At 51.9% G+C, this 18634-nt stretch carries 12 protein-coding genes and 1 tRNA gene; 3 read left to right on the top strand and 10 right to left on the bottom strand.

Annotated elements, in window-relative coordinates; genetic code table 11:
• Window positions 1-26: 26 nt before the first annotated feature.
• On the bottom strand, window positions 27-1070 hold the full coding sequence (locus BN996_RS02390; RefSeq protein ID WP_089777001.1) for an endonuclease NucS domain-containing protein: 1044 nt from the start codon (window positions 1068-1070) through the stop codon (window positions 27-29).
• 103 nt (window positions 1071-1173) lie between these two features.
• Window positions 1174-1812: a DUF8102 family protein gene (locus BN996_RS02385; protein WP_089777000.1), complete on the bottom strand. Its 639-nt coding sequence runs from the start codon at window positions 1810-1812 to the stop codon at window positions 1174-1176.
• A gap of 279 nt (window positions 1813-2091) precedes the next feature.
• On the opposite strand from BN996_RS02385, the gene BN996_RS02380 reads away from it, so the two are divergent.
• On the top strand, window positions 2092-3489 hold the full coding sequence (locus tag BN996_RS02380; protein WP_167344091.1) for a recombinase family protein: 1398 nt from the start codon (window positions 2092-2094) through the stop codon (window positions 3487-3489).
• A gap of 52 nt (window positions 3490-3541) precedes the next feature.
• Here BN996_RS02380 and BN996_RS02375 read toward each other — a convergent pair whose 3' ends face one another.
• Genes BN996_RS02375 through BN996_RS02365 form a run of 3 tightly spaced genes read right to left on the bottom strand, consistent with a single transcriptional unit; the run spans window position 3542 to window position 9863 of the window.
• Window positions 3542-6508, bottom strand: a complete 2967-nt coding sequence (locus BN996_RS02375) for a type I restriction endonuclease subunit R (protein WP_089776998.1) — start codon at window positions 6506-6508, stop codon at window positions 3542-3544.
• The gene (locus tag BN996_RS19955; RefSeq protein WP_167344090.1) at window positions 6505-7878 is read right to left on the bottom strand and encodes a restriction endonuclease subunit S; all 1374 of its coding nucleotides are present in this window, start codon (window positions 7876-7878) and stop codon (window positions 6505-6507) included. The genes BN996_RS02375 and BN996_RS19955 overlap by 4 nt, the downstream gene beginning before the upstream one ends.
• Window positions 7875-9863 (bottom strand): type I restriction-modification system subunit M, encoded by a 1989-nt coding sequence (locus BN996_RS02365; protein ID WP_089776997.1) that lies wholly within the window; start codon window positions 9861-9863, stop codon window positions 7875-7877. The genes BN996_RS19955 and BN996_RS02365 overlap by 4 nt, the downstream gene beginning before the upstream one ends.
• Window positions 9864-10292: 429 nt before the next feature.
• Here BN996_RS02365 and BN996_RS02360 point away from each other — a divergent pair, with 429 nt between their 5' ends.
• Window positions 10293-11510 (top strand): restriction endonuclease, encoded by a 1218-nt coding sequence (locus BN996_RS02360; protein WP_089776996.1) that lies wholly within the window; start codon window positions 10293-10295, stop codon window positions 11508-11510.
• Between the two features lie 17 nt (window positions 11511-11527).
• Here BN996_RS02360 and BN996_RS02355 read toward each other — a convergent pair whose 3' ends face one another.
• Genes BN996_RS02355 through BN996_RS02345 form a run of 3 tightly spaced genes read right to left on the bottom strand, consistent with a single transcriptional unit; the run spans window position 11528 to window position 14366 of the window.
• Complete coding sequence (locus BN996_RS02355; RefSeq protein WP_089776995.1) at window positions 11528-12466, bottom strand: recombinase family protein; 939 nt, start codon at window positions 12464-12466, stop codon at window positions 11528-11530.
• Window positions 12459-13268, bottom strand: coding sequence for a transcription initiation factor IIB (locus BN996_RS02350; protein WP_089776994.1), 810 nt, complete (start codon window positions 13266-13268; stop codon window positions 12459-12461). The genes BN996_RS02355 and BN996_RS02350 overlap by 8 nt, the downstream gene beginning before the upstream one ends.
• A 6-nt stretch (window positions 13269-13274) precedes the next feature.
• A complete protein-coding gene (locus BN996_RS02345; protein ID WP_209446880.1) occupies window positions 13275-14366 on the bottom strand; it encodes a CRISPR-associated protein Cas4 in 1092 nt (363 codons plus the stop codon).
• Between the two features lie 463 nt (window positions 14367-14829).
• Here BN996_RS02345 and BN996_RS02335 point away from each other — a divergent pair, with 463 nt between their 5' ends.
• Window positions 14830-16557, top strand: a complete 1728-nt coding sequence (locus BN996_RS02335; RefSeq protein WP_089776992.1) for an AAA family ATPase — start codon at window positions 14830-14832, stop codon at window positions 16555-16557.
• A gap of 297 nt (window positions 16558-16854) precedes the next feature.
• Here BN996_RS02335 and BN996_RS02330 read toward each other — a convergent pair.
• Together BN996_RS02330 and BN996_RS02325 are read right to left on the bottom strand one after the other, a co-directional pair.
• A tRNA-Arg gene (locus BN996_RS02330) sits at window positions 16855-16927 on the bottom strand.
• 62 nt (window positions 16928-16989) lie between these two features.
• A complete protein-coding gene (locus BN996_RS02325) occupies window positions 16990-18456 on the bottom strand; it encodes an MATE family efflux transporter (protein WP_310894078.1) in 1467 nt (488 codons plus the stop codon).
• Window positions 18457-18634 lie beyond the last annotated feature (178 nt).

The raw sequence follows: 18634 nt of genomic DNA, 5'->3' as shown, positions 1-18634 counted from the left end.
GAAGCAGATGATTAGTCACTCCCCGTTCACTCGTCTTCTTCACCAAAGATCCCTCGGAACGTGCTCTCGAATGCGTCTAGATTGGCCTCATACTCTGGCTTGCACGTAATTCGTACGCCGGATCGACCACTATTACGCAAGTCTTCTTCGGCGGAAATGGCTTCAATTGGAATACCCAACTGCTCCGAAACCTGTTCGATATCTACAGAGGTCGGATCGACATCGTAGACATCAACGTGAAAGAGGGTGCGTTTCGTCCGAATAGCAATTCTACGCTTTCGTCCCTGGACGAAGGAGACGTAGTGCTTCTGTCCCCATCCCGGTCCATCCAGAAACTCCAATTCTTCAAGGGCCGCTGCCACTCTCTCCAATAAGTCCGCAGTCTGGTCGTTGGACCGTTCGTTGAGATGCCAACTTCGACCGTCTTCCTTCCATGGTTCTTCTGACGTATCCGGACTCACATCCGAAATCGTGTGTTCGGGCGTCGGAATCGTCTGTTCGGCATCAAGATAGAGTCGGTCATCGTCCTCCAGCAACTGGAACTCAATAACCGTGATATCGATTGATCGGTCACTGAGCCACCGAAGAACGATATCGAGACGTTCACGAACTGATTCACCGACGAAGACGATGCGCTGGTCTTGATTAAGCGTATAGTCCTCGTTACAGAACTCGTCAAGTGCTTCTGTGAAGGTTAGCTCTTCATCATAAATGCCAGAACCCCATGACGTAGTCTTGAATTTGTCAAACTGGTCTCTCAGCTTCGAGTAATCCCAGTGGGAAATATACGCGGCATACTTGAGGCCCTGAAAGTCTACCTCCGGCTTTAACGCACCCCGTTTCAGCTCAATAGCGACGATGTTCCCGTCCCGATCAATTGCGAGAAGGTCGATAGCGTCTCCAATGTGCTTGACGGTCACTTCGCGGCCAATCAGCAGATAATCCTCTCCCAGAATTTCCTGCGGACTCTTGATAATCCACTCACGGAGATCTTCTTCATGTAACCCCTTATCGCGTAATGAGACGGGTTTGAGAGACGTACCTCCCTCATCTGCACCAACTCTTAGCATGATGTCCCAATCGTAGACTCAATTACAAATAATGGTTGGGGGGTGCATCACTACGCTTTATGTGAGGAGGTTCAACAGAACGTTCCTCAATCAGGATACGTGATTAAAACTCGTATTCTTTAAAGTCGTCATCAATCAATCCTCTTCGTGAAGTTATATCAGACCATATTTTTCCATATATCTTCCTTCGATAATTCTCTGCAACCTCCTCTCCTTCCCTCGGTAGAATTTCGTCTTCACTACCTGTGACTGACTTTTGATGGAATAGATTGTCTTCTCGCCACTGCTCAGTGGTAAGCACACTTTGGATGTCATCAACTTCCGGGAACTCGAACAGGTGGACGTTGGAACCGACCATCACGCGGCCCGGGTCGTCACCAAAGTGCTGTTTTCCGTTACGAATTCCCTTTGACAGGGCTCGTTGGAACGAGAGTGAGCGATCCTCTGGATCCTCTTCTAACATGTGTTCCACGTCGAACGCGTGTTCCTGAAGTGCGATGTAGAGGAACGTGATCATCTGCTCTGCACGCGCCTCGCCGTCAATATCTTCGAGGACCTTCTCCATTTCAGAAGGTGACCAGTGCTCTGCGAGAAGCTCGAAATCCTCCATCGCCATAGAAACTCGTTCTCGGATATCTCGCCTCCTCTTGGCTTCTGTCTGGCGCTGATTGTACTCTTTCTCGCCACGGAGCCATTCCTTATCCGCCTCGGTCAGAATACCGCGAGTTTCTGAATTACTCATTGGCTATCCAAATGCTGACTTACAGGGTATATAAAACCGGGGCGGAAAACGCTGAAATGCCGAAAACGTAGTGTAGGAACCTGCTAAGCAGCGAAACGCTGGATTCGCACGTTCGTTCAGTTGCAAATGCCTGAACCAGAACCAAAGTCGATGAAGGCCGCTCGCTTGTACCAAGTTGATATAAAAGATCGGATTCGGACACTCTACCGTTCGCGTATCCGTTCTATTATATATTCGCTGGCCCAGAATTTATCAATCCCGAACCTACGGGGACCTCTAATGGCTGCTCAAGTCGCTTCGGTGGCGTTAGCACTATCGTCACACAAGACAGCGACCTTGGCGGATTTCTATGAGGAATTCGAGGAACCGCACGAACAGTCTGATGAGGTATCGTCTGTTACGCGAAGTGCACCACAGCCGTCAAACAAAGTTCTCGATAAAATTGACTTGTCCAGGTGGGATGTTGCTCCTCCTCACGAGGATCTTCCAATCGACACCGAATATGGTGTATTGTATGGTCGTTTCAGTTCAAACAACCAAGATGAATCTGGTTGTATTGCCAGGGTGAAGACAATGCTTGACCAGGCAGAGGAAATGGAGATCCCTCTGTACTCATACCCAGTTGTTGATGTAGCTGAGACCGGCAAGGGAACAGACCGTGCTGGACTCGAAGAAGTCGTTCGTCTTGTTCAACATCCACAGGTGCGATTTTTCTTTGTTCATGACATAAATCGAATTGCCCGGTGGAACTCGTTCTGTATCTTCTTACTCGACGTTTTCACACGGGAATTTGACATTACCATTGTGACTGACGAGGGTGTGCTTGATTTGACTCGTTTAGAGGGGTTGGCGATGACATGGGTCTCAAGCATGTCTGGCGAAATTGAAAACCGAAACAAAGCCAAGCATACTCTCAAAGGTCAAATTGAGAATTTCACTGACGGAAGCTACGAAACCTGGTTCAGGAAGTACCGAATCGGATACAAGTCCTCCGAAGATGATTTGCTGGAAAAAGATACGGATGAAGTAGCAATTGCAGAAGCAATATTCCGAATATTCGAGAAGGCAGAGATCCATAGGCCATACAAGGAAACCATCGAGAAGGTCAACGCGCAGTACGAGAACGTTCTGGATGAGCCTTTGACCCATTCTCGATTGAAAACAATGCTGGTTGATCCGCTCTATATCGGAAATCCCACAGTATCTGGTGAAAGCATCGGTGATCAGGGTCAGGAAGCCACGCTAGACATGCCCGATTTGCAGATCATTGATGAAGATTTGTTTAGACGCGTCAATGAAAAAGTGGAGAAAGTCAGAGAGCGGTATTCTAACACCAACTCTCCAGGAGAGGTCTTAGACCTGGAATTTCTGCTATTCGAATTTGGCGTTATGCCTCTGGTTGAGAGCTCTTCCGAGATTGCTGTGCTTTGTTCGAAGTGCGGTTCAGCAATGGTCCGCGACGGCAAGTCACCTCTGAAAAACTCTAAAAGAAAAGCGGTCAGGTACAAATGTCTCGAATGCGACGAGGAGAAGAAGGAAGCGGACGAGGACGATGAGCGAAAAGGGTCTTACAAAACGTTCCCCAACACCCTAGAGTTCTATAAAATAAAATTGTTCGACGAAATTGTAGACAACATCGATGAAGTTTCCAGGTTTCTGGACTTGAAGGACATCTAACAACGGAGGAAGACGTTACGTGTCATCCTAAGCAGTGAGCTTCAGCAATACTTCAACTATTGGCTGCCTGACTTTCTTCGTATACCTGGCGTCGCAAGTGATTAGTAATGACTTCTTGGACTTCGTCGTTATCCATGAACTTGGCAAAGAGTTCTTGATTCTGGTCCATCCGGTCAATGAACATCTCGGTCAGTGCGTCGTCGAATTCTAACGCGAAGTTCTCTCTACTGTTGACCTGTGCCGACCGTCGAAGGTGGTCGTCGTCCAGAGCGTCCTCTTTCAATTGGTCGAGGAAGAGTTGGTCTGCCTGCGTGAAGTCTGTTCCAAGTTCTTCGTTGATCTTCTCAACGATAGTCGAGAGTTCAACTTCGTCGTCTTCCTGACTCCCTGTGCCAGTTTCATTCGGTACTGACACGCTCCCTCCGCCGGAGCCAAGTTCGATGCTACCCTCATCCGATTTTTCTAGACGGTAGTACTGCAGCGCGAGTTCATCATTGAATTCCACCCGCGATTCCCGAGAGTCTCGTGGGAGTTCCTTGTAGAGGAAGCGGCCAAAGGTGTAGAGCTTCTCTAACGTGGTGTCTGCGTAGTTGACGACCTGCGACTGAAACTTGTACAACCGGAGGAACGAGCGAAGCTTCGAGCGGAACTCGTCTTGCGTTTCCTCATCGGCGACCATATATCGATCCCGTGCTGGCTGAATATGGCTGCTCAGCTTCGCGTGCGCCTGTTCAGTACCCTTGTTCTTGGGGCTGAAGAACGCCTCTGCAAACTGGTCCACTTCGTGCTTGGTGTAGATCTGGAACGCATTCAGCTCGGACTCCAGTTGGTAGATGTGCTGTGGGTCGGTCGTCTCGTCGATGGTCGTCTTCTCGTAGTAGGGCTGGAACGCGTCGAAGATATCCTCACGGTCATTCTCGAAGTCGAGTACGAACGTGTCCTCCTTCCCTGGATGCGTACGGTTCAACCTTGACAGCGTCTGGACAGCCTGTATTCCAGAGAGCTTCTTGTCCACATACATCGTGTGCAGAAGCGGCTGGTCGAATCCAGTTTGATACTTGTCGGCGACGACGAGAACCTGATACTCCGGAGTGTCGAACTTACTGGGAAGCTCAGATTCCTTGATCCCGTCGTTCATACCGGGCTCGGTGTACTCGAACCCGTCATCCTCGACGGTGCCGCTGAACGCAACGAGTGCACTCAGGTTGTACCCGTTCTTCTCGATGTACTTGTCAATCGATTTCTTGTATCGAACTGCGTGTACACGTGAGGACGTCACGATCATCGCCTTCGCCTTCCCGCCGATCTTGTGCTGTGTGTGTTCGCGGAAGTGCTCGACGACGATCTCGACCTTCTGAGCGATGTTGTGCGGGTGAAGCTTCAGGAACTTGGACACCGCCTTGACTGCCTTCTTCTGCGGGACCTGTGGATCTTCCTCGATGACCTTCGCAATGTTGTAGAACGTCTCGTAGGTCGTGTAATTCTGCAGGACGTCTAGAATGAACCCTTCCTCGATGGCTTGGCGCATCGAGTAGAGGTGGAACGGCTCGGGCTTGTCACCGCCCTCGGGTATTGTTCCGAACGCTTCCAGCGTCTTGCCTTTCGGCGTCGCGGTGAACGCGAAGAAGCTGAGATTCTCCTGATTTCCCCGCGTCTCTGCGCTCTTCAAGATGAGGTCCTCAGTATCGTCGTCTTCGTCGATGTCGATACCGGAGAGTATCTGCTTCATCTCGTGGGCCATCTCGCCAGACTGGCTACTGTGAGCCTCGTCCACGACCACAGCGTAATCCCGTTCGGGGAGCCGTTTCGCGTGTTCGATGACGTGGGGGAACGTCTGAAGCGTGGTGATGATGACTGGCTTGCCCGCTTCGATAGCTTCCGCCAGTTCTTGGGACTTCGAACCTTGCTCACCCTTTATTGCGTGGACAACGCCGGTCTTGTGATCCAATTCGTAGATTGTGTTCCGAAGTTGCTCGTCGAGGATAGTGCGGTCCGTGACTACGACGACTCCGTCGTAGACTGCTTCATCGGCGTCATTGTGGAGTGAGACGAGTCGGTGGACCAACCACGCGATGGACTTACTCTTCCCACTCCCGGTCGAGTGCTGAATCAGGTAGTCTTCGCCGGCGCCGTTTTCTTTTGACGCATCCACGAGCTGACGGACGCATTCCAGTTGGTGGTATCGCGGGAAGATGATAGTCTCTTCTTCGCCGACCTTCACGCCGCCCTTCCGGATTTCTTCGGTGTCGATGTGGATAAACCGCTGAAGGATGTCCATCCAGCTGTCCTTCTCCCACACTTCTTCCCAGAGGTAAGCAGTTCGGTGGCTGTCCTCTCGTGGAGGGTTCCCGGACCCGCCGTCGTGACCCTTGTTGAACGGGAGGAAGTAGGTGTCGTCGCCGTTCAGTTCGGTCGTGTACTCGACCTCATCCTGGTCTATGGCGAAATGAACGAGTGCACCCCGTTTGAATTTCAGAACAGGTTCACCGGGGTCGCGGTCAGACTCATACTGCGCTTTCGCGTCGATGACGCTCTGGTCGGTGAACTTGTTCTTCAGTTCTGCAGTGGCCACCGGAATCCCGTTGACGCTTAAGGCGAGGTCGATACTCTTCTTCGGGTCGGTCGTCGAGTAGTAGAATTGCTGATTGACTCCTAGGCGGTTCGCCTCATAGCGTTCCTGGACCTCAGGATTCAGTCCAGTGTTCGGCTTGAACGCCGCGAGGTCGATCCTCGTCCCAGTTGTTCGAAGGCCGTGGCGGAGTAGCTCTAGGGTGCCACGCCCTTCCATCGCGCTCGTTAGGTCTTGCAAGAAGCGCTTCCGAGCGTTCCCCTTGTAGGCAGTTTCCAGCTTCTCCCACTTCTCCGGCTGAGTTTCCTTGACGAAGGACACGACAACGTCGGGAAAGATGCCTTGCTCCCGGTCAAACTCCTCGGACGGTAACTGTTCGTAGCCACCGTGTTGTACGAGATGAGACGCGATGAAATCTTCAAAGCTCTCTTCGTCGTGAATCTTACTCATGCTAGATTGTTCCGGGGCTTGTCACTACTTTGAACCTTCTCGACATTAATGTCACCCGTCACAACTGCTTTCGTCAGAGATTGCTGTTCTTCTTTGAGGAGATCGATACTCTGCTCAACAGCTCTCTTGACCTTGCTGATGTTCTCATCAACCTCGGAGAGGTAGCTAGCTATCTCAACTTGTTCATCTTCTGGCGGAACAGGGAGTAGTCCCCTTCGAAGGTCAAACAGATTAACACCCTCAACTGTTGCACCACGTCTATTGACCTCCATTTGCTGGAAGAAGGGCTGTGAACGTAACGCGTACAATAGCCATTTCGTATTAATGCCTTCACGTGGGGAGATTCTGGCAGTGTCTTGAGTCAGATTCGCTCCGTCTAATTCTGGAGGTACCTCAACTACCCGACCTACACTTCCTCTGATTTCGTAAACTAGCTCGCCTTCATTGAGCCTTGATCGCTCGTATTTTTCGGCAATCTCTGGAGTCGTCTTTGAGAGAAGCTCTGGATCCAACTTCTCCGGTTCACACTGACCTCCTTTAATATATGGAATTCCCTCATCCTGATCAGGTCCCGGTTGAACAATTCCATAGACAATGGGGATGTGTCTTTTACGCAACCGCTTGAGCCGCATGATGTCCCAATGCTCAGGTACTTCGCTAAACCAGTCATTGTTTGTATTAACCGTCTTGGCATCAGGCCGAATACCCTCTGTAATGGCGGTTGTGATCTCAGCGTGTCTCTTTTGGTCCAACCTCTCAACGAGGCCCATTTTGTCATTGAGAATTGAATCTATCGTAGAGAGATGTTCTTTTAAATAAGAGACAATTCTTTCCTGCTCAGGGACGGGTGGAAGCGGCATTTCAAGAGACCGAATGTCTGGCATATAGATTGTTTGGTGTGTAGACCCCTGCATTAGCCTTGAAAACTCCTGATCCATTGAGCGGAAGACGTACACCAAGTATTCTGGGAGTACATCATCCCCACACACCCAGTTTGCAAAGTCTTGGGACGTTGCCATATCTTGTCCCATTATTCCAGCAAACCCTACGGAAGCTGTGCGCGACAAAAAGACAGTTCCTTTAGGAAGTAGACGGGCACCAGAATTCTCTAGCCCTAGCTCGCTAATCTCGTTCACTGTATTCTCCAGATACAGCTTTTGTCCACCTCTGAATTTCTTGATATCTGAAGTAGTAACCCAAGGGATGTCACAATTTTCCCAGTATTCGTCTACAGAACGACTAGGGGTATGACCTGATTCGAGCCTTGCAACGAACCGAACTTTCACTGTATCCCAGTGTGATGGAACTTGGCCAATCCAGTCTACTCCTGACTCAATCAGCTCATCCCCCTCGCTGTATTCCATTTTCATAGCACATCCTGGAGCATCTCTGAAATTCGACCTTCCAGTTCCCTAATCTCCTGATCAATGGTGTCAACTGGCCGTGGGGGTGTGTATTCGTAGAAATAGCGGTCAAAGTTAATCTCGTAGCCTACAACACCAAGTTCTCCATCTTGGTCATCGTGGTACTTGCTGCTCTCATTAATCCACGCATTCTCCAGATACGGATCAACCTCCTCCTCAAAGTAGTCGTGCGGGTCCGTTCCGAGCGGAACACGCTCTCGTTCGCGTAGGTCGCTGTCGTACTCTGGGTTTCCATTTCCGTCACGACAAATCTCGGCGTCCGGGTCACTTTCACCCATTACGCGCTCAATGGCGTTGTACACGCTGTTCCGAATATCCAGCCCAGCCATATTCAACTGGAGCTCGACGTCGTTCAGGAACGACTCACGGTCCATCCAGACTTTCTCCTTATCCATCTCTGACAACGCTTCTTTGATGCGCTCTTGGATGTCCTCATCCCGGTTCGTGAATGCCCGCTCGTCGTCTAATGCAGCGATGCGTTCCTGGCTGACTTGGAACCGAAGCCGAAGTGGTTGGTCGATCACGATGCGTCGGTAACCGAACTCCTTGCCATCAACGACTTTCGACCGTCCGTTAGCTTCGAGGTCTCCAAAGATACGAGTAATCTCCTTGATGTGATCCTCAGTGAGTCTGTGGCGCTTGTCTCCGAGACTCTCGTCCATCTCCTCGTACAGGTCCCGTGCGTCGATGAGCTGGACTTTTCCCTTGCGGTGCTCGGGCTTGTTGTTTGAGAGAACCCAAATGTACGTCCGGATGCCAGTGTTGTAGAACAAGTTCTCCGGCAACCCAACGATACCTTCCAGCCAATCGTTCTCAATAATCCATCGTCGGATGGCTGATTCACCGCTGTTTGGACCCCCGTTGAATAGAGGCGAGCCGTTGAACACGATTGCAATCCGGGAACCCCCATCCTCCGGAGGCTTCCTCTTGCTAATCATGTGCTGCAGGAAGAGGAACGCACCGTCGTTGACACGAGGCGTGCCTGCCCCGAATCGACCTCCGAAACCTTGCTTATCGTGTTCCCGCTCAATTTGATCTTTGACCTTCTTCCAGGAGACGCCGAACGGTGGGTTCGACAGCATGTAGTCAAACCTTCGATCAGGGAATCCGTCGTTGGTGAAGGAGTTCCCATACGCAATGTTCCCCGGCTCTTGGCCCTTGATGAGCATGTCTGAATTACAGACGGCGTAACTCTCGGGATTGAGTTCTTGGCCGAAGACCTTGAGATTCGATTCTTCATTGAAGCTTCGCACGTGATCTTCTGCAACGCTGAGCATTCCGCCGGTCCCACAAGCGGGGTCGTAGACCGTACGGACTGCGCCCTCCTCGGTTAGAACCTCGTCGTCCTCATCGAAGATGAGGTTCACCATCAGCTCGATGACCTCGCGGGGCGTGAAGTGCTCCCCGGCGGTCTCGTTGCTGAGCTCGTTGAACTTTCGGATGAGTTCCTCGTAGATGTACCCCATCTCCTCGTTGGGGACTTCATCAGGATGAAGCGGCATCTTAGCGAACTCATGGATGACCTGATACAGGAGGTCGGCTTCGTCGAGGCGCTGGATCTGGTGACCGAAGTCGAATTTATCGAAGATCTCCTTCGTCTCCTCGTCGTAAGCGTTGATGTAGTACTGGAGGTTGCTCGCAATCTGGTCCGGGTCGTCACACAGCGACTTGAAGGTGAACTCGCTCGTGTTGTACACCTTCTCTCCGGCTGCTTTCTTCAGCGCCGGCGCGACGTTCTGGATTCCTTGTTTTTCGAGTTGTTCGTACCGCTTCAGGACGTCTTCCTTGTTCCGCTGAGTCACGCAGTCAAGCCGTCGGAGGACAGTCAACGGCAGGATTACTTTCTGATACTCGGACTGTTTGTAGTCGCCCCGGAGAAGGTCCGCAATAGACCAAATGAAATCAGCCTTCTCGTTAAAGTTCTCGACCATCTACGAGAAAAGTTGTAATTGGGATTCATAAGTGGTGCGGAGAGTTTGACTCAGCCACTTGGCCGAGGTGTTGTCCCGACCCGTAACAGAGTGGCACATGAAATCTGAAGTTGCCCTCAATGAGTTGTTCGTATGTTGATTGGCTTGCTCAAGTCTGCTGAATACAGAGCGTGCACTTTGCAAACTATTCGGTGCTCAAATCGGTGATTACTATTGACGAAAAGTCACCAAATTGAATATCAGTTTGCGTTCCCCAGTGAGAACACCTACGTCAAGATATGGTTCGGCTTGTCTTGGGCGGCGCTAAGAGTATCCAACAATATTTGATCTGCTCTTTCCCTGAAAACCACGGTACTTCGCTCATATTGATCTGTTGAAAGATTGCATAATTCGCAAATGTTCATAACAAACGACTGCTATGCTTGACCTATGGATATTGACACCCTGATTGAACAAGCAGAAGGGGTTGTATGGGGGTCAGCTCTTCGCTGTGATTTTAATGGATATGTCCCACCACTGGCTCAGGATTGGTTGTACGGTGATCCCCCTGTAGACTATCTTCGATCAGGTGAGCAACCTCATTTCACCGGAATCGCTGAAGATAGAGTACTGAAATTCCGTGTCGAAGAAAAAGAGGAGTTAGAGAAGTTGTCGCGGATTGAATTTAGTCGAATTCAAGAGGGACTTATGTACGATGGTTGGACTGGATACCTTTCCTCAGATTCCGCTTATTGCAGCATCTTACTCGTGACAGATCAACGAGTGATGATTTTCGTTGGTCAGGAGGGGGGCGACCAAGTAGTCGAATTTCCGTTTGAGGATCCAAACTTCACTGCCATTAGTCCCGGTTTAGTAATCCACGCTGATGGATATGAGTACAAATTACATGCCTTCTCTTCGGTGTTCAGAAACACTACTATCCAAACTGTTGTGGACATTTTTGGTCCAGAAGTGGAGGTTAATTCTCCACACCATCAGCAATCAAATGAACGTAGTCAACAAGACAAAAATACCGCTGCAGAAGCAACACGAGAGGGTCGGCCTGCTGTTTCAGTACCTGACCTACTTTCTTTAACGCCAACTAGTTTCGAGGAATATGTGGCAGATGTTTGGCGGGCAGAGGGGTATGAGTGTGAACTGACACCCCGAAGCGCCGATGACGGGATTGACATTTTGGCAGACGGTGAAAGTCACCGCGTACTGATTCAAGCGAAACGCTACAGTACCCAATCCATTGGAATTGAGCCTGTTCAGAGAATGGCTGGGCTTCTCGTAGACAATGAGTACCAAGCAGACGAAGTCGTGATTGCAACAACCTCATCTTTTACAAAAAGCGCCCGACGACGAGCTCGTAATATCGATAATTTACTGCTCATGACCGGTGATGAGGTAGTCAAACGCGGTAACGACGCGGGTCTTCATCTCGAAACAGAGGACGGTGATCCAATCTATGAAACTGAGGTTTCCCGGGACGAAATTCTGGATCTTCTCGGCCCCGACCCCCTTCGGACGGTTGAAGTTCAGAACGCTTTGGAAACGAATGCAAAACCACTTGTTCAGAAATTAAAAGAGTTGGAAGATGAGGGGAAAGTCAAAGGAAAACACATTGGGAATGGCCATTACATTTGGTACCTCCCTACTCAATGACGAACTAATATGCCGTGTCACTCAGAACTCTCTTCTTCGAGATACGACCGGTACTCATTGATAACCGACTCGACGAGCCTCGCTTTTCGACTCTGAGGCATTGGATTTCGACGAGAGTCAGAGGTTGATTTGAAGCGATGACGAACCTTGGTAACCTGCTCAAATTGCTCCTTTGAGATGATCCGATACTCGGGCACGAATTCAATGACATCCGCCACAGAATAGAGACCCGTATACAGTTCGTTGGTGAGGACGTCTCGCACTGCTCGCGGAGTCCATTCTCTAATCACCTCTGTAGTCCGCCCGTCATCGTTGAGTTCGTGCGCGAGCTGCGGCATCGATTTGAGATGCAAATACCGACTGAAGATCTCCTTGACCAACTCTGCCTCTTTGGAGTCGATATCTAACCTGCCTTCGGCATTTTTCCGGTAGCCAACAGGCGGACGGTCGTTCGGCCAGCGCTTCTCTAGTGCGAGTGCCTTCAGCCCCATCTGAGTGCGTTCTGAAATCATGTCCCGTTCGAATTCCGCTGCACTGGCGATGTTCCGGAAATTGAACCGGCCAGCGGACGTTGTCGTATCGATCTGCTCGGTCACGCTGTGAAGTGCGACATCGTGCTCTCGCAGTTCTGCCTCCAGTTCGACGGCGTGCAAGAGACTACGGGAGAAACGGTCGAGCTTCCAGAACACGACTACGTCGAAGCACTTGTTCTTCGCAGCCCGCATCATCTGCTGGAACATCGGTCGGTCGGTGTCCTTCCCGCTCTCCGCTTCGTCTTTGAACAGGTAGGCTGTCTCCCAGCCCATGAGCCCACACCGCTCGATGCACTGGCGTACCTGCTCGTCGATTGAGTAGCCAAACCGTTGGTTCGTAGAGGAGGTCCGAGCGTAAACAGCAGCCCTGGTGTCTGTCGGAGGTGCATCTGGGTTCAGAAGATTCTCAGCCAATTCAGCCATCTAACATACCTCCGCTGCGGAGTTCTTTGAGACGTGATCGAATGGTTTCCTTGGAAACGCCCGCAACCTCTGCGACCTCGCGTTGCGACACCGACCCTTCCGCTGCACCATAGAGCGCAGCACCAGCGACCCCCGCTGGGCTTTTCCCAGTAGTCAGCCCGTCCTCATTGGCAGCGTGAATAATCTCTTCTGCGGAACTCTGGACCGAACCATCGAGCGCCAGTTCTCGACTCAAGTAACCAATGTAATCCTCAGGAGGACACGTAATTTGCTTCCCCTTGACCTCTGGTTGGACGGCCCGTACTATTCGTCTTAGTTTGCCTTCATCGACGCCCACCGCGCGTGCAACTCTAACGATAGGGCGAGGGACTTGCTTCTCTCGGGAGGCGATGACAATGGAACATGCTACGAGTAACTCCGTCGCTCTTCCGTCAGTCGCGCCTGCTTTCGCTGCTTCGCCGTATACCTCTGCTGTCTCCTGCCGTAATTCAACTGAGAGACGTAGTGAATCAGCAACTTCTTCGAGGATCTCTATTGCTCGAACGATTCTGCTCTCAGTGCTGTTCGTCACCGTGGAATAGTCCGACCACTCCTGGAGGTTCTGCTCAAGATCCGCTTCCGTAGTTGCCCTTAATCGCCGTTGTTGGACGGCGTCTATCTCTGAGATATCCTTAACGACCAACCCACAGGACTCACAGATGAAATCATAGTCTGGAAAAGACGTGTCGAGGTTACGCGAGCCACACTGAATGCAACATCTCTTTTTGATTGATTCTGCCTTGCGTGTCCCAGTTTCGGCCATCGCCCGTCACTCGTCCTCCGTAACTACTTGCTGGCTCTCTGGATCTGGCTCTACCATCGAAACCGGGATTCCATCCTTGATGCAGGTCGGACAGATTGGTGGCTCTTCGGTATTTCCATCCCAACCGACGGACTCGAACGCGTGGGTCACAGAACAGCGCTGACAGCGCCACGGGTGGACATCAAACCGATCCGCTAAGTCGGGGAACTGGTGCGCTAGCGTCGGAATGAGCTTGGATCCTTCGTGAGCTTCGAGATACTTCTTCACCTTCTCTTCAGGATATTGGTCGAATAAGGGGAGGAATCCAACAGCACCAACATCAGCGAAAATGGTGTCCGAAGCTTGGCCACATCGGTGTTTGTACGAACAGAAGTTGCACTCCCAATTGAACTCTGGATCGGGAGGAGGCAGTCGTCTGTTCAGTCTGTACTCAGTGTGTGTCTTTGCCCATTTGACCACGGCACGATACCACCAGTCTGCGTCGAATTGGATATGGAACACCTTGATTGCCAGAGTTGTCCGGTCTCCGTAGATTACCAGCCCATCTCTTATTTCGGTCTCCCACTTCCGGGAGAGCCCTTCCATGTACGCGAATAATTGCGCGAGATGGTGGTCGTTCGGTTCCGAGAGACCGACGATTGACTGTTTCGTCTTGATTTCCGTGAGAAGTAGTGGCTCGCTCTCTGCGTTGACGATGACTGGATCTGTCTCTCCCCGAATTCGTATCTCACCATGCTCTCCTTCGATAGTGTAGTCCACCCACATCGAATTCCGGACGTAGGCGAGATCCCTCACTACGGCTTGCAGATATGGCATCGCCACCTCCTCTTCAAATTTCGAGCCAGTCCAGAAGATGCCATCCGGATCACCACTCTCCTCAGGAGTGTTCAGTTGTCTATAGACGATTTTTCGGTGACATTGGTATAGTTGACTCGGGCTGTGTTGCTCTGGAGGCTTCTCTGTTGGAGGCTTGTTTAGCCATACCCGCCCTTCTCGAATATTCTCTGAAACTCGCTGATCTTTCCTCCACTCTTGGAAATGGGTCGCGGATACTCTCTCAATGACTGAGTCCACGATGTCGCTTTCTTCGGATAACATCCTTCCAAGATAATTCGGGACAAAGGCAATAGATGTATGCATATTCGTAGTTTTTGAAATACGAATATGCACTTACTAATTACAGAACGGCGGTGTTTTGTAATTGGTTAGAAAGATACCGCCTGATGAGACCCCGCGTTAGCTGGATGACTCGGGCTGATGACGCCATCCTTGAGTTACTCCAGGAGTCGGGGATTGCTGCGAATCCCAGTACGATTGCGTTCAATATTGACTACGACAATCGGTACGTCTCTCAGCGGTGTCGAGTATTAGCGGAAAATGGACTTGCCGAGCGGGTCCACGAGACGAAAGCAATGTACCGAATTACGGACCTCGGTGAGCGTTATCTTAGCGGGGAAGCCTCTAAAGAAGAACTTGAATAAAGGCAGACTCCTGATGACAACTCTCCTGAAACTTATTAGCTAGTGAGATAATCAACTTCCCGAATGGAGAAAGGCGATCTATGAGATTAAGCCGAATACGTATCAAGAACTATCGCTCTATTTTCGATGAGGGGGATGAGGAGTACGCCTTGATGGAATTGTCCCCAAGTGGAAACTATATTGTTGGACCCAATAACGTCGGGAAATCCAATATCATACGAGCGTTGCAGTTAGCCCTTCGTCCTGAAGGACGGCGTGATTACAGCCCTGAACTGGATATGCCAAAACAAAAGAAGTGGGCGTATCCGACTATCACCTTAGATTTCGAAATGGAGCGAAAGAGAGGCCCTTACAAAACGCTCCTCAGATATGTAGATGAATATGAACGGTCGGTTCCTGATGCAAAATCTGAAACCTTCGCGGATCAAGACAGAGTCAGATTTTACGTTAAGCACACCACTGAGAAGGACAGTCGTCAAGAGCTGTTCTTAGCCAACGGGGCGGGGTCGCGCAAAGGCGACGAAGAATTGTTGGAAAAGGCTCTGAACCAGTTTCATGAGGTTGTTCGTCTAGTTGATATCGAGAGCGGAGAGGATCTTGATAGCCTACTTCAGAGAGGGTTCAACGAACTCTTTGCCCAAGTGCTGTCTGAACGTTTCAGAGATGAAATCGAGACAGCAAAGACACATAGAGAAAACTATCGCACATATCTGGAGGAAGACATTCTTGACTCGGTTGATGAATATATCACTAAACAGCTTTCTAATCACATCCCTGGCATCCAGAGCGTTAATTTATCTCCAAAGCTCGGAACCGTCGAGAGTACCTTAGCAGACGTAGATATCCAGATGGATGATTCAGTTGAGACTCCTCTCCATCTCAAAGGAACTGGTGTAAGGAGCGCAGTAATTCAGATGATTATGTCGTTTATTGCTGATGCATCCCGGCGTGCAGTCGTTTTTGCGATTGAAGAGCCGGAAGCTTTTCTCCATCCTGAACGGCATGCGTCTCTTGCCAATGAACTTGAGTCGTTTACATCCCAGTCCGACATCAGTCTGATTGCAACTACCCATTCGCCATTCCTGCTCACAAATGATTCTGAAGCAGGGGTGTTCACTGTGTCCAAAAATTCAGTCGGACAAACTATAGTCGAGAGTGGTTCAAGCAGGCAGGACTCGATAAGGAGAGCGAAACGACTGCTAACTGGATCACGGTCGGTTCCAACTGCCTTGGACATAATTGACTCTATATCTGACACCTGTGATGGGATTTTGATAGTTGAAGGAACAACCGACGAAAAATATCTGAAGTCGGCTGCACGGTGCTACCCCGACGGTGATTTGCTGGAGGGGATCCATATTGTCAGTGCCGAGGGGGCCAAAGATGTGGTCAAAGATACTGTCGTTCTAAACCGGATTTTTGATGGCGAAAAGACGGTCCATGCGCTGTTAGACGATGATGGCCCAGGTGACAAAGCACATACAGTGCTGACTAGCAGGCTACAATTCGACAATAATCGAGAAATATCCAAATATTCTCGCTGGCGTCCAAAAGATGGTGAAGACGTTGAGGCGGAAGACCTATTTCCAGATGATTTCATCGAAGCGTTTGCTGAGAAACAGGGCGATGATGTAATAGAGGGGTTCGGAACACGCAACGACGGCACAAGACACTACGAACTCGTCTGGACAGCCAAAGATGACTTCACAAAATGGGTTGATAAAAACGCAGACATAGACGACTTCGAATTGTGGTATGATCTAATATACGATGTTCGAGACGAGCTAGGCCTTCCAGATATTCGTTAGGTTCTGTTTTAGGTTTGTCACTTCACTCACCTATTGGTGGAGGCCCCTTCAAGCGCCATTGAGTACAATATATAGTTGTCACAGATTACTGACAATCAATTGGTCCCGCAACCCGGTTCCGATATGCACCTCGGTCTTTTGCCTAGCACTAATTACTTTGCCCGCGTTTGACTCTACAGAATCGCGTGATGGCGACGACCCGCGGTACGGAGCGTACCGAACTCACCGACGTGCTGGGCACCTAGTATAAAAGGAACTCAACGCTGTCTGTTGAATTCAAAACGGTACGAAGCGGGACGGACCCGACGGGATTTGAACCCGCGACATCTTGGTCCGGAACCAAGCACTCTGTCCACTGAGCTACGGGCCCTCAGCGGAGGGAGCTACACGGTACCGACGTAAAACCGTTGTGGAACCCGTGCCGGCGGCCGATTACGTTCCGGTCGCGTCGGCGTCGACGACGCTGTGTTTCCACGTGCCTCGGGTGAACCACGCCGTGGCCGCAATCGCGCCGAGAATCTGCCCGACGGCCATCCCGAGCCAGATGCCCGTCTCGGCGAAGCCGAACTGGAACGAAAGCAGGTAGACGATTGGGACGCGGCCCAACCAGAGCGCGAACAGCGAGAAGCCGAGGGCGGTCTTCGTGTTCCCCGCGCCGCGGTACGCGCCGAGGACGACCTGGAGGACGCCGATGAAGCCGAACTCGAACGCGCGGATGCGGATGTACTCGACGCCGAGATCGATGGTTTGGGCGGCCGAGGCCGTCCCGGTCTGGAGGAAGAACGCGACGACGGGTTCGGCGAAGACGTACGCGAGGACGCCGGTGACGAGCATGACGCTCGCGCCGACCTTGGCGGCGAGCCAGACGGCGCTCTCGGCGCGCTCCGGTTTCTTCGCGCCGAGGTTCTGGCCGACGATGGTGTTCGTCGCCCGTCCGAGGCCGAGCGCCGGGAGGAACACCAGCGACGTGAGGCGGTTGCCGAGGCCGAACGCGGCGACGACTTCGGGTTTGAACGTGACGACCATCGCGGTGAGGGTGATGAAGCCGAGGGCGGTGGCGGACTGCTCGATGGCGCTCGGGACGCCGATATCGACGATTTTCTTGATGTACTCGAACTGCGGGCGGAAGTCGGCGAGCTGCACGTCGGGGCCGGCGCTCGTCCCGAAGATGACGTAGATGCCGATGACGGTGGCGACGGCGCGAGAGAGGACCGTCGCGTACGCCGCGCCGGCGACTTTGAAGCCGTCAAAGCCCGTGGCGGTGAAGAGGCTCGCTTGAACGCCCTCTAATCCGAGCATCGAAAACAGCGGATTGGCGTCGAACCCGAAGATGAACACGGGGTCGATGACGATGTTGATGACGACGCTGATGAACATCACGACCATCGGGGCGCGGGTGTTGCCGTAGCCGCGCATGAGCGCGGAGAAGACGAAGAAGCCGAACAGGAACGGCAGGCCGAGGAAGAACACGCGCATGTAGTCGCCGGCGAGGGGGATGACCTGCCCGGCGGTCGCCTCCGAACTCGGGAGGACGCCGAGCATCGCGTCGGTGGCGAAAAAGCCGATGACGCCGACGACGACGGCGATGACGGTGATGAACGTGAGCGTCTGTCCGGCGACGGTCCCGGCGGAGCCCTCGCTTTTCGCGCCGGTGTACTGGGCGACGAGCGTGCTCCCGGCGACGGTGAAGCCGCCGCCGACGGAGATGAGCAGGAAGATGAGCGGAAACGCGAGGCTGATGGCGGCGACGGCGTCGGTCGAGAGTCGGCCGAGCCAGACGGTGTCGGCGAGGTTGTACGCCACCTGGAGGAGTTCGGTGACGATAATCGGCCACGCCAGTTCGAACATCGGGCGTTTGAGGTCGCCTTCGGTGAGGGAACCGCCTTCGGGGAGGGACACTGAACAGGTGAGACTCGCGGAGACCGTTTGAAACCGTCGATTAGCGTCGTCGTCGGTCGAGCGGGCAGTGAGGGGGAGTGACACCCTTCACCCGGGAGCCGACAGGCGGGCACAAACGGGACGGGCGCGGCTCGGAGGGTGGACGGCGTCGCGAGAAACGGTGGGTGGTTGCGATTCG

The sequence above is a fragment of the Haloferax massiliensis genome (genome assembly GCF_001368915.1).
GTDB classification, from domain to species: Archaea; Halobacteriota; Halobacteria; order Halobacteriales; family Haloferacaceae; genus Haloferax; species Haloferax massiliensis.
Note: the sequence above shows the minus strand (reverse complement) of the source record. Positions and strands in the feature narration are given on the sequence as shown.

Excerpts from the sequence above, each read along its gene's own strand:
- BN996_RS19955 (WP_167344090.1), bottom strand. The coding sequence starts at position 7,878 with ATGAAAATGGAATACAGCGAGGGGGATGAGCTGATTGAGTCAGGAGTA.
- BN996_RS02375 (WP_089776998.1), bottom strand. The coding sequence starts at position 6,508 with ATGAGTAAGATTCACGACGAAGAGAGCTTTGAAGATTTCATCGCGTCT.
- BN996_RS02390 (WP_089777001.1), bottom strand. The coding sequence starts at position 1,070 with ATGCTAAGAGTTGGTGCAGATGAGGGAGGTACGTCTCTCAAACCCGTC.
- BN996_RS02380 (WP_167344091.1), top strand. The coding sequence starts at position 2,092 with ATGGCTGCTCAAGTCGCTTCGGTGGCGTTAGCACTATCGTCACACAAG.
- BN996_RS02350 (WP_089776994.1), bottom strand. The coding sequence starts at position 13,268 with ATGGCCGAAACTGGGACACGCAAGGCAGAATCAATCAAAAAGAGATGT.
- BN996_RS02335 (WP_089776992.1), top strand. The coding sequence starts at position 14,830 with ATGAGATTAAGCCGAATACGTATCAAGAACTATCGCTCTATTTTCGAT.
- BN996_RS02345 (WP_209446880.1), bottom strand. The coding sequence starts at position 14,366 with ATGTTATCCGAAGAAAGCGACATCGTGGACTCAGTCATTGAGAGAGTA.
- BN996_RS02385 (WP_089777000.1), bottom strand. The coding sequence starts at position 1,812 with ATGAGTAATTCAGAAACTCGCGGTATTCTGACCGAGGCGGATAAGGAA.
- BN996_RS02360 (WP_089776996.1), top strand. The coding sequence starts at position 10,293 with ATGGATATTGACACCCTGATTGAACAAGCAGAAGGGGTTGTATGGGGG.
- BN996_RS02365 (WP_089776997.1), bottom strand. The coding sequence starts at position 9,863 with ATGGTCGAGAACTTTAACGAGAAGGCTGATTTCATTTGGTCTATTGCG.
- BN996_RS02355 (WP_089776995.1), bottom strand. The coding sequence starts at position 12,466 with ATGGCTGAATTGGCTGAGAATCTTCTGAACCCAGATGCACCTCCGACA.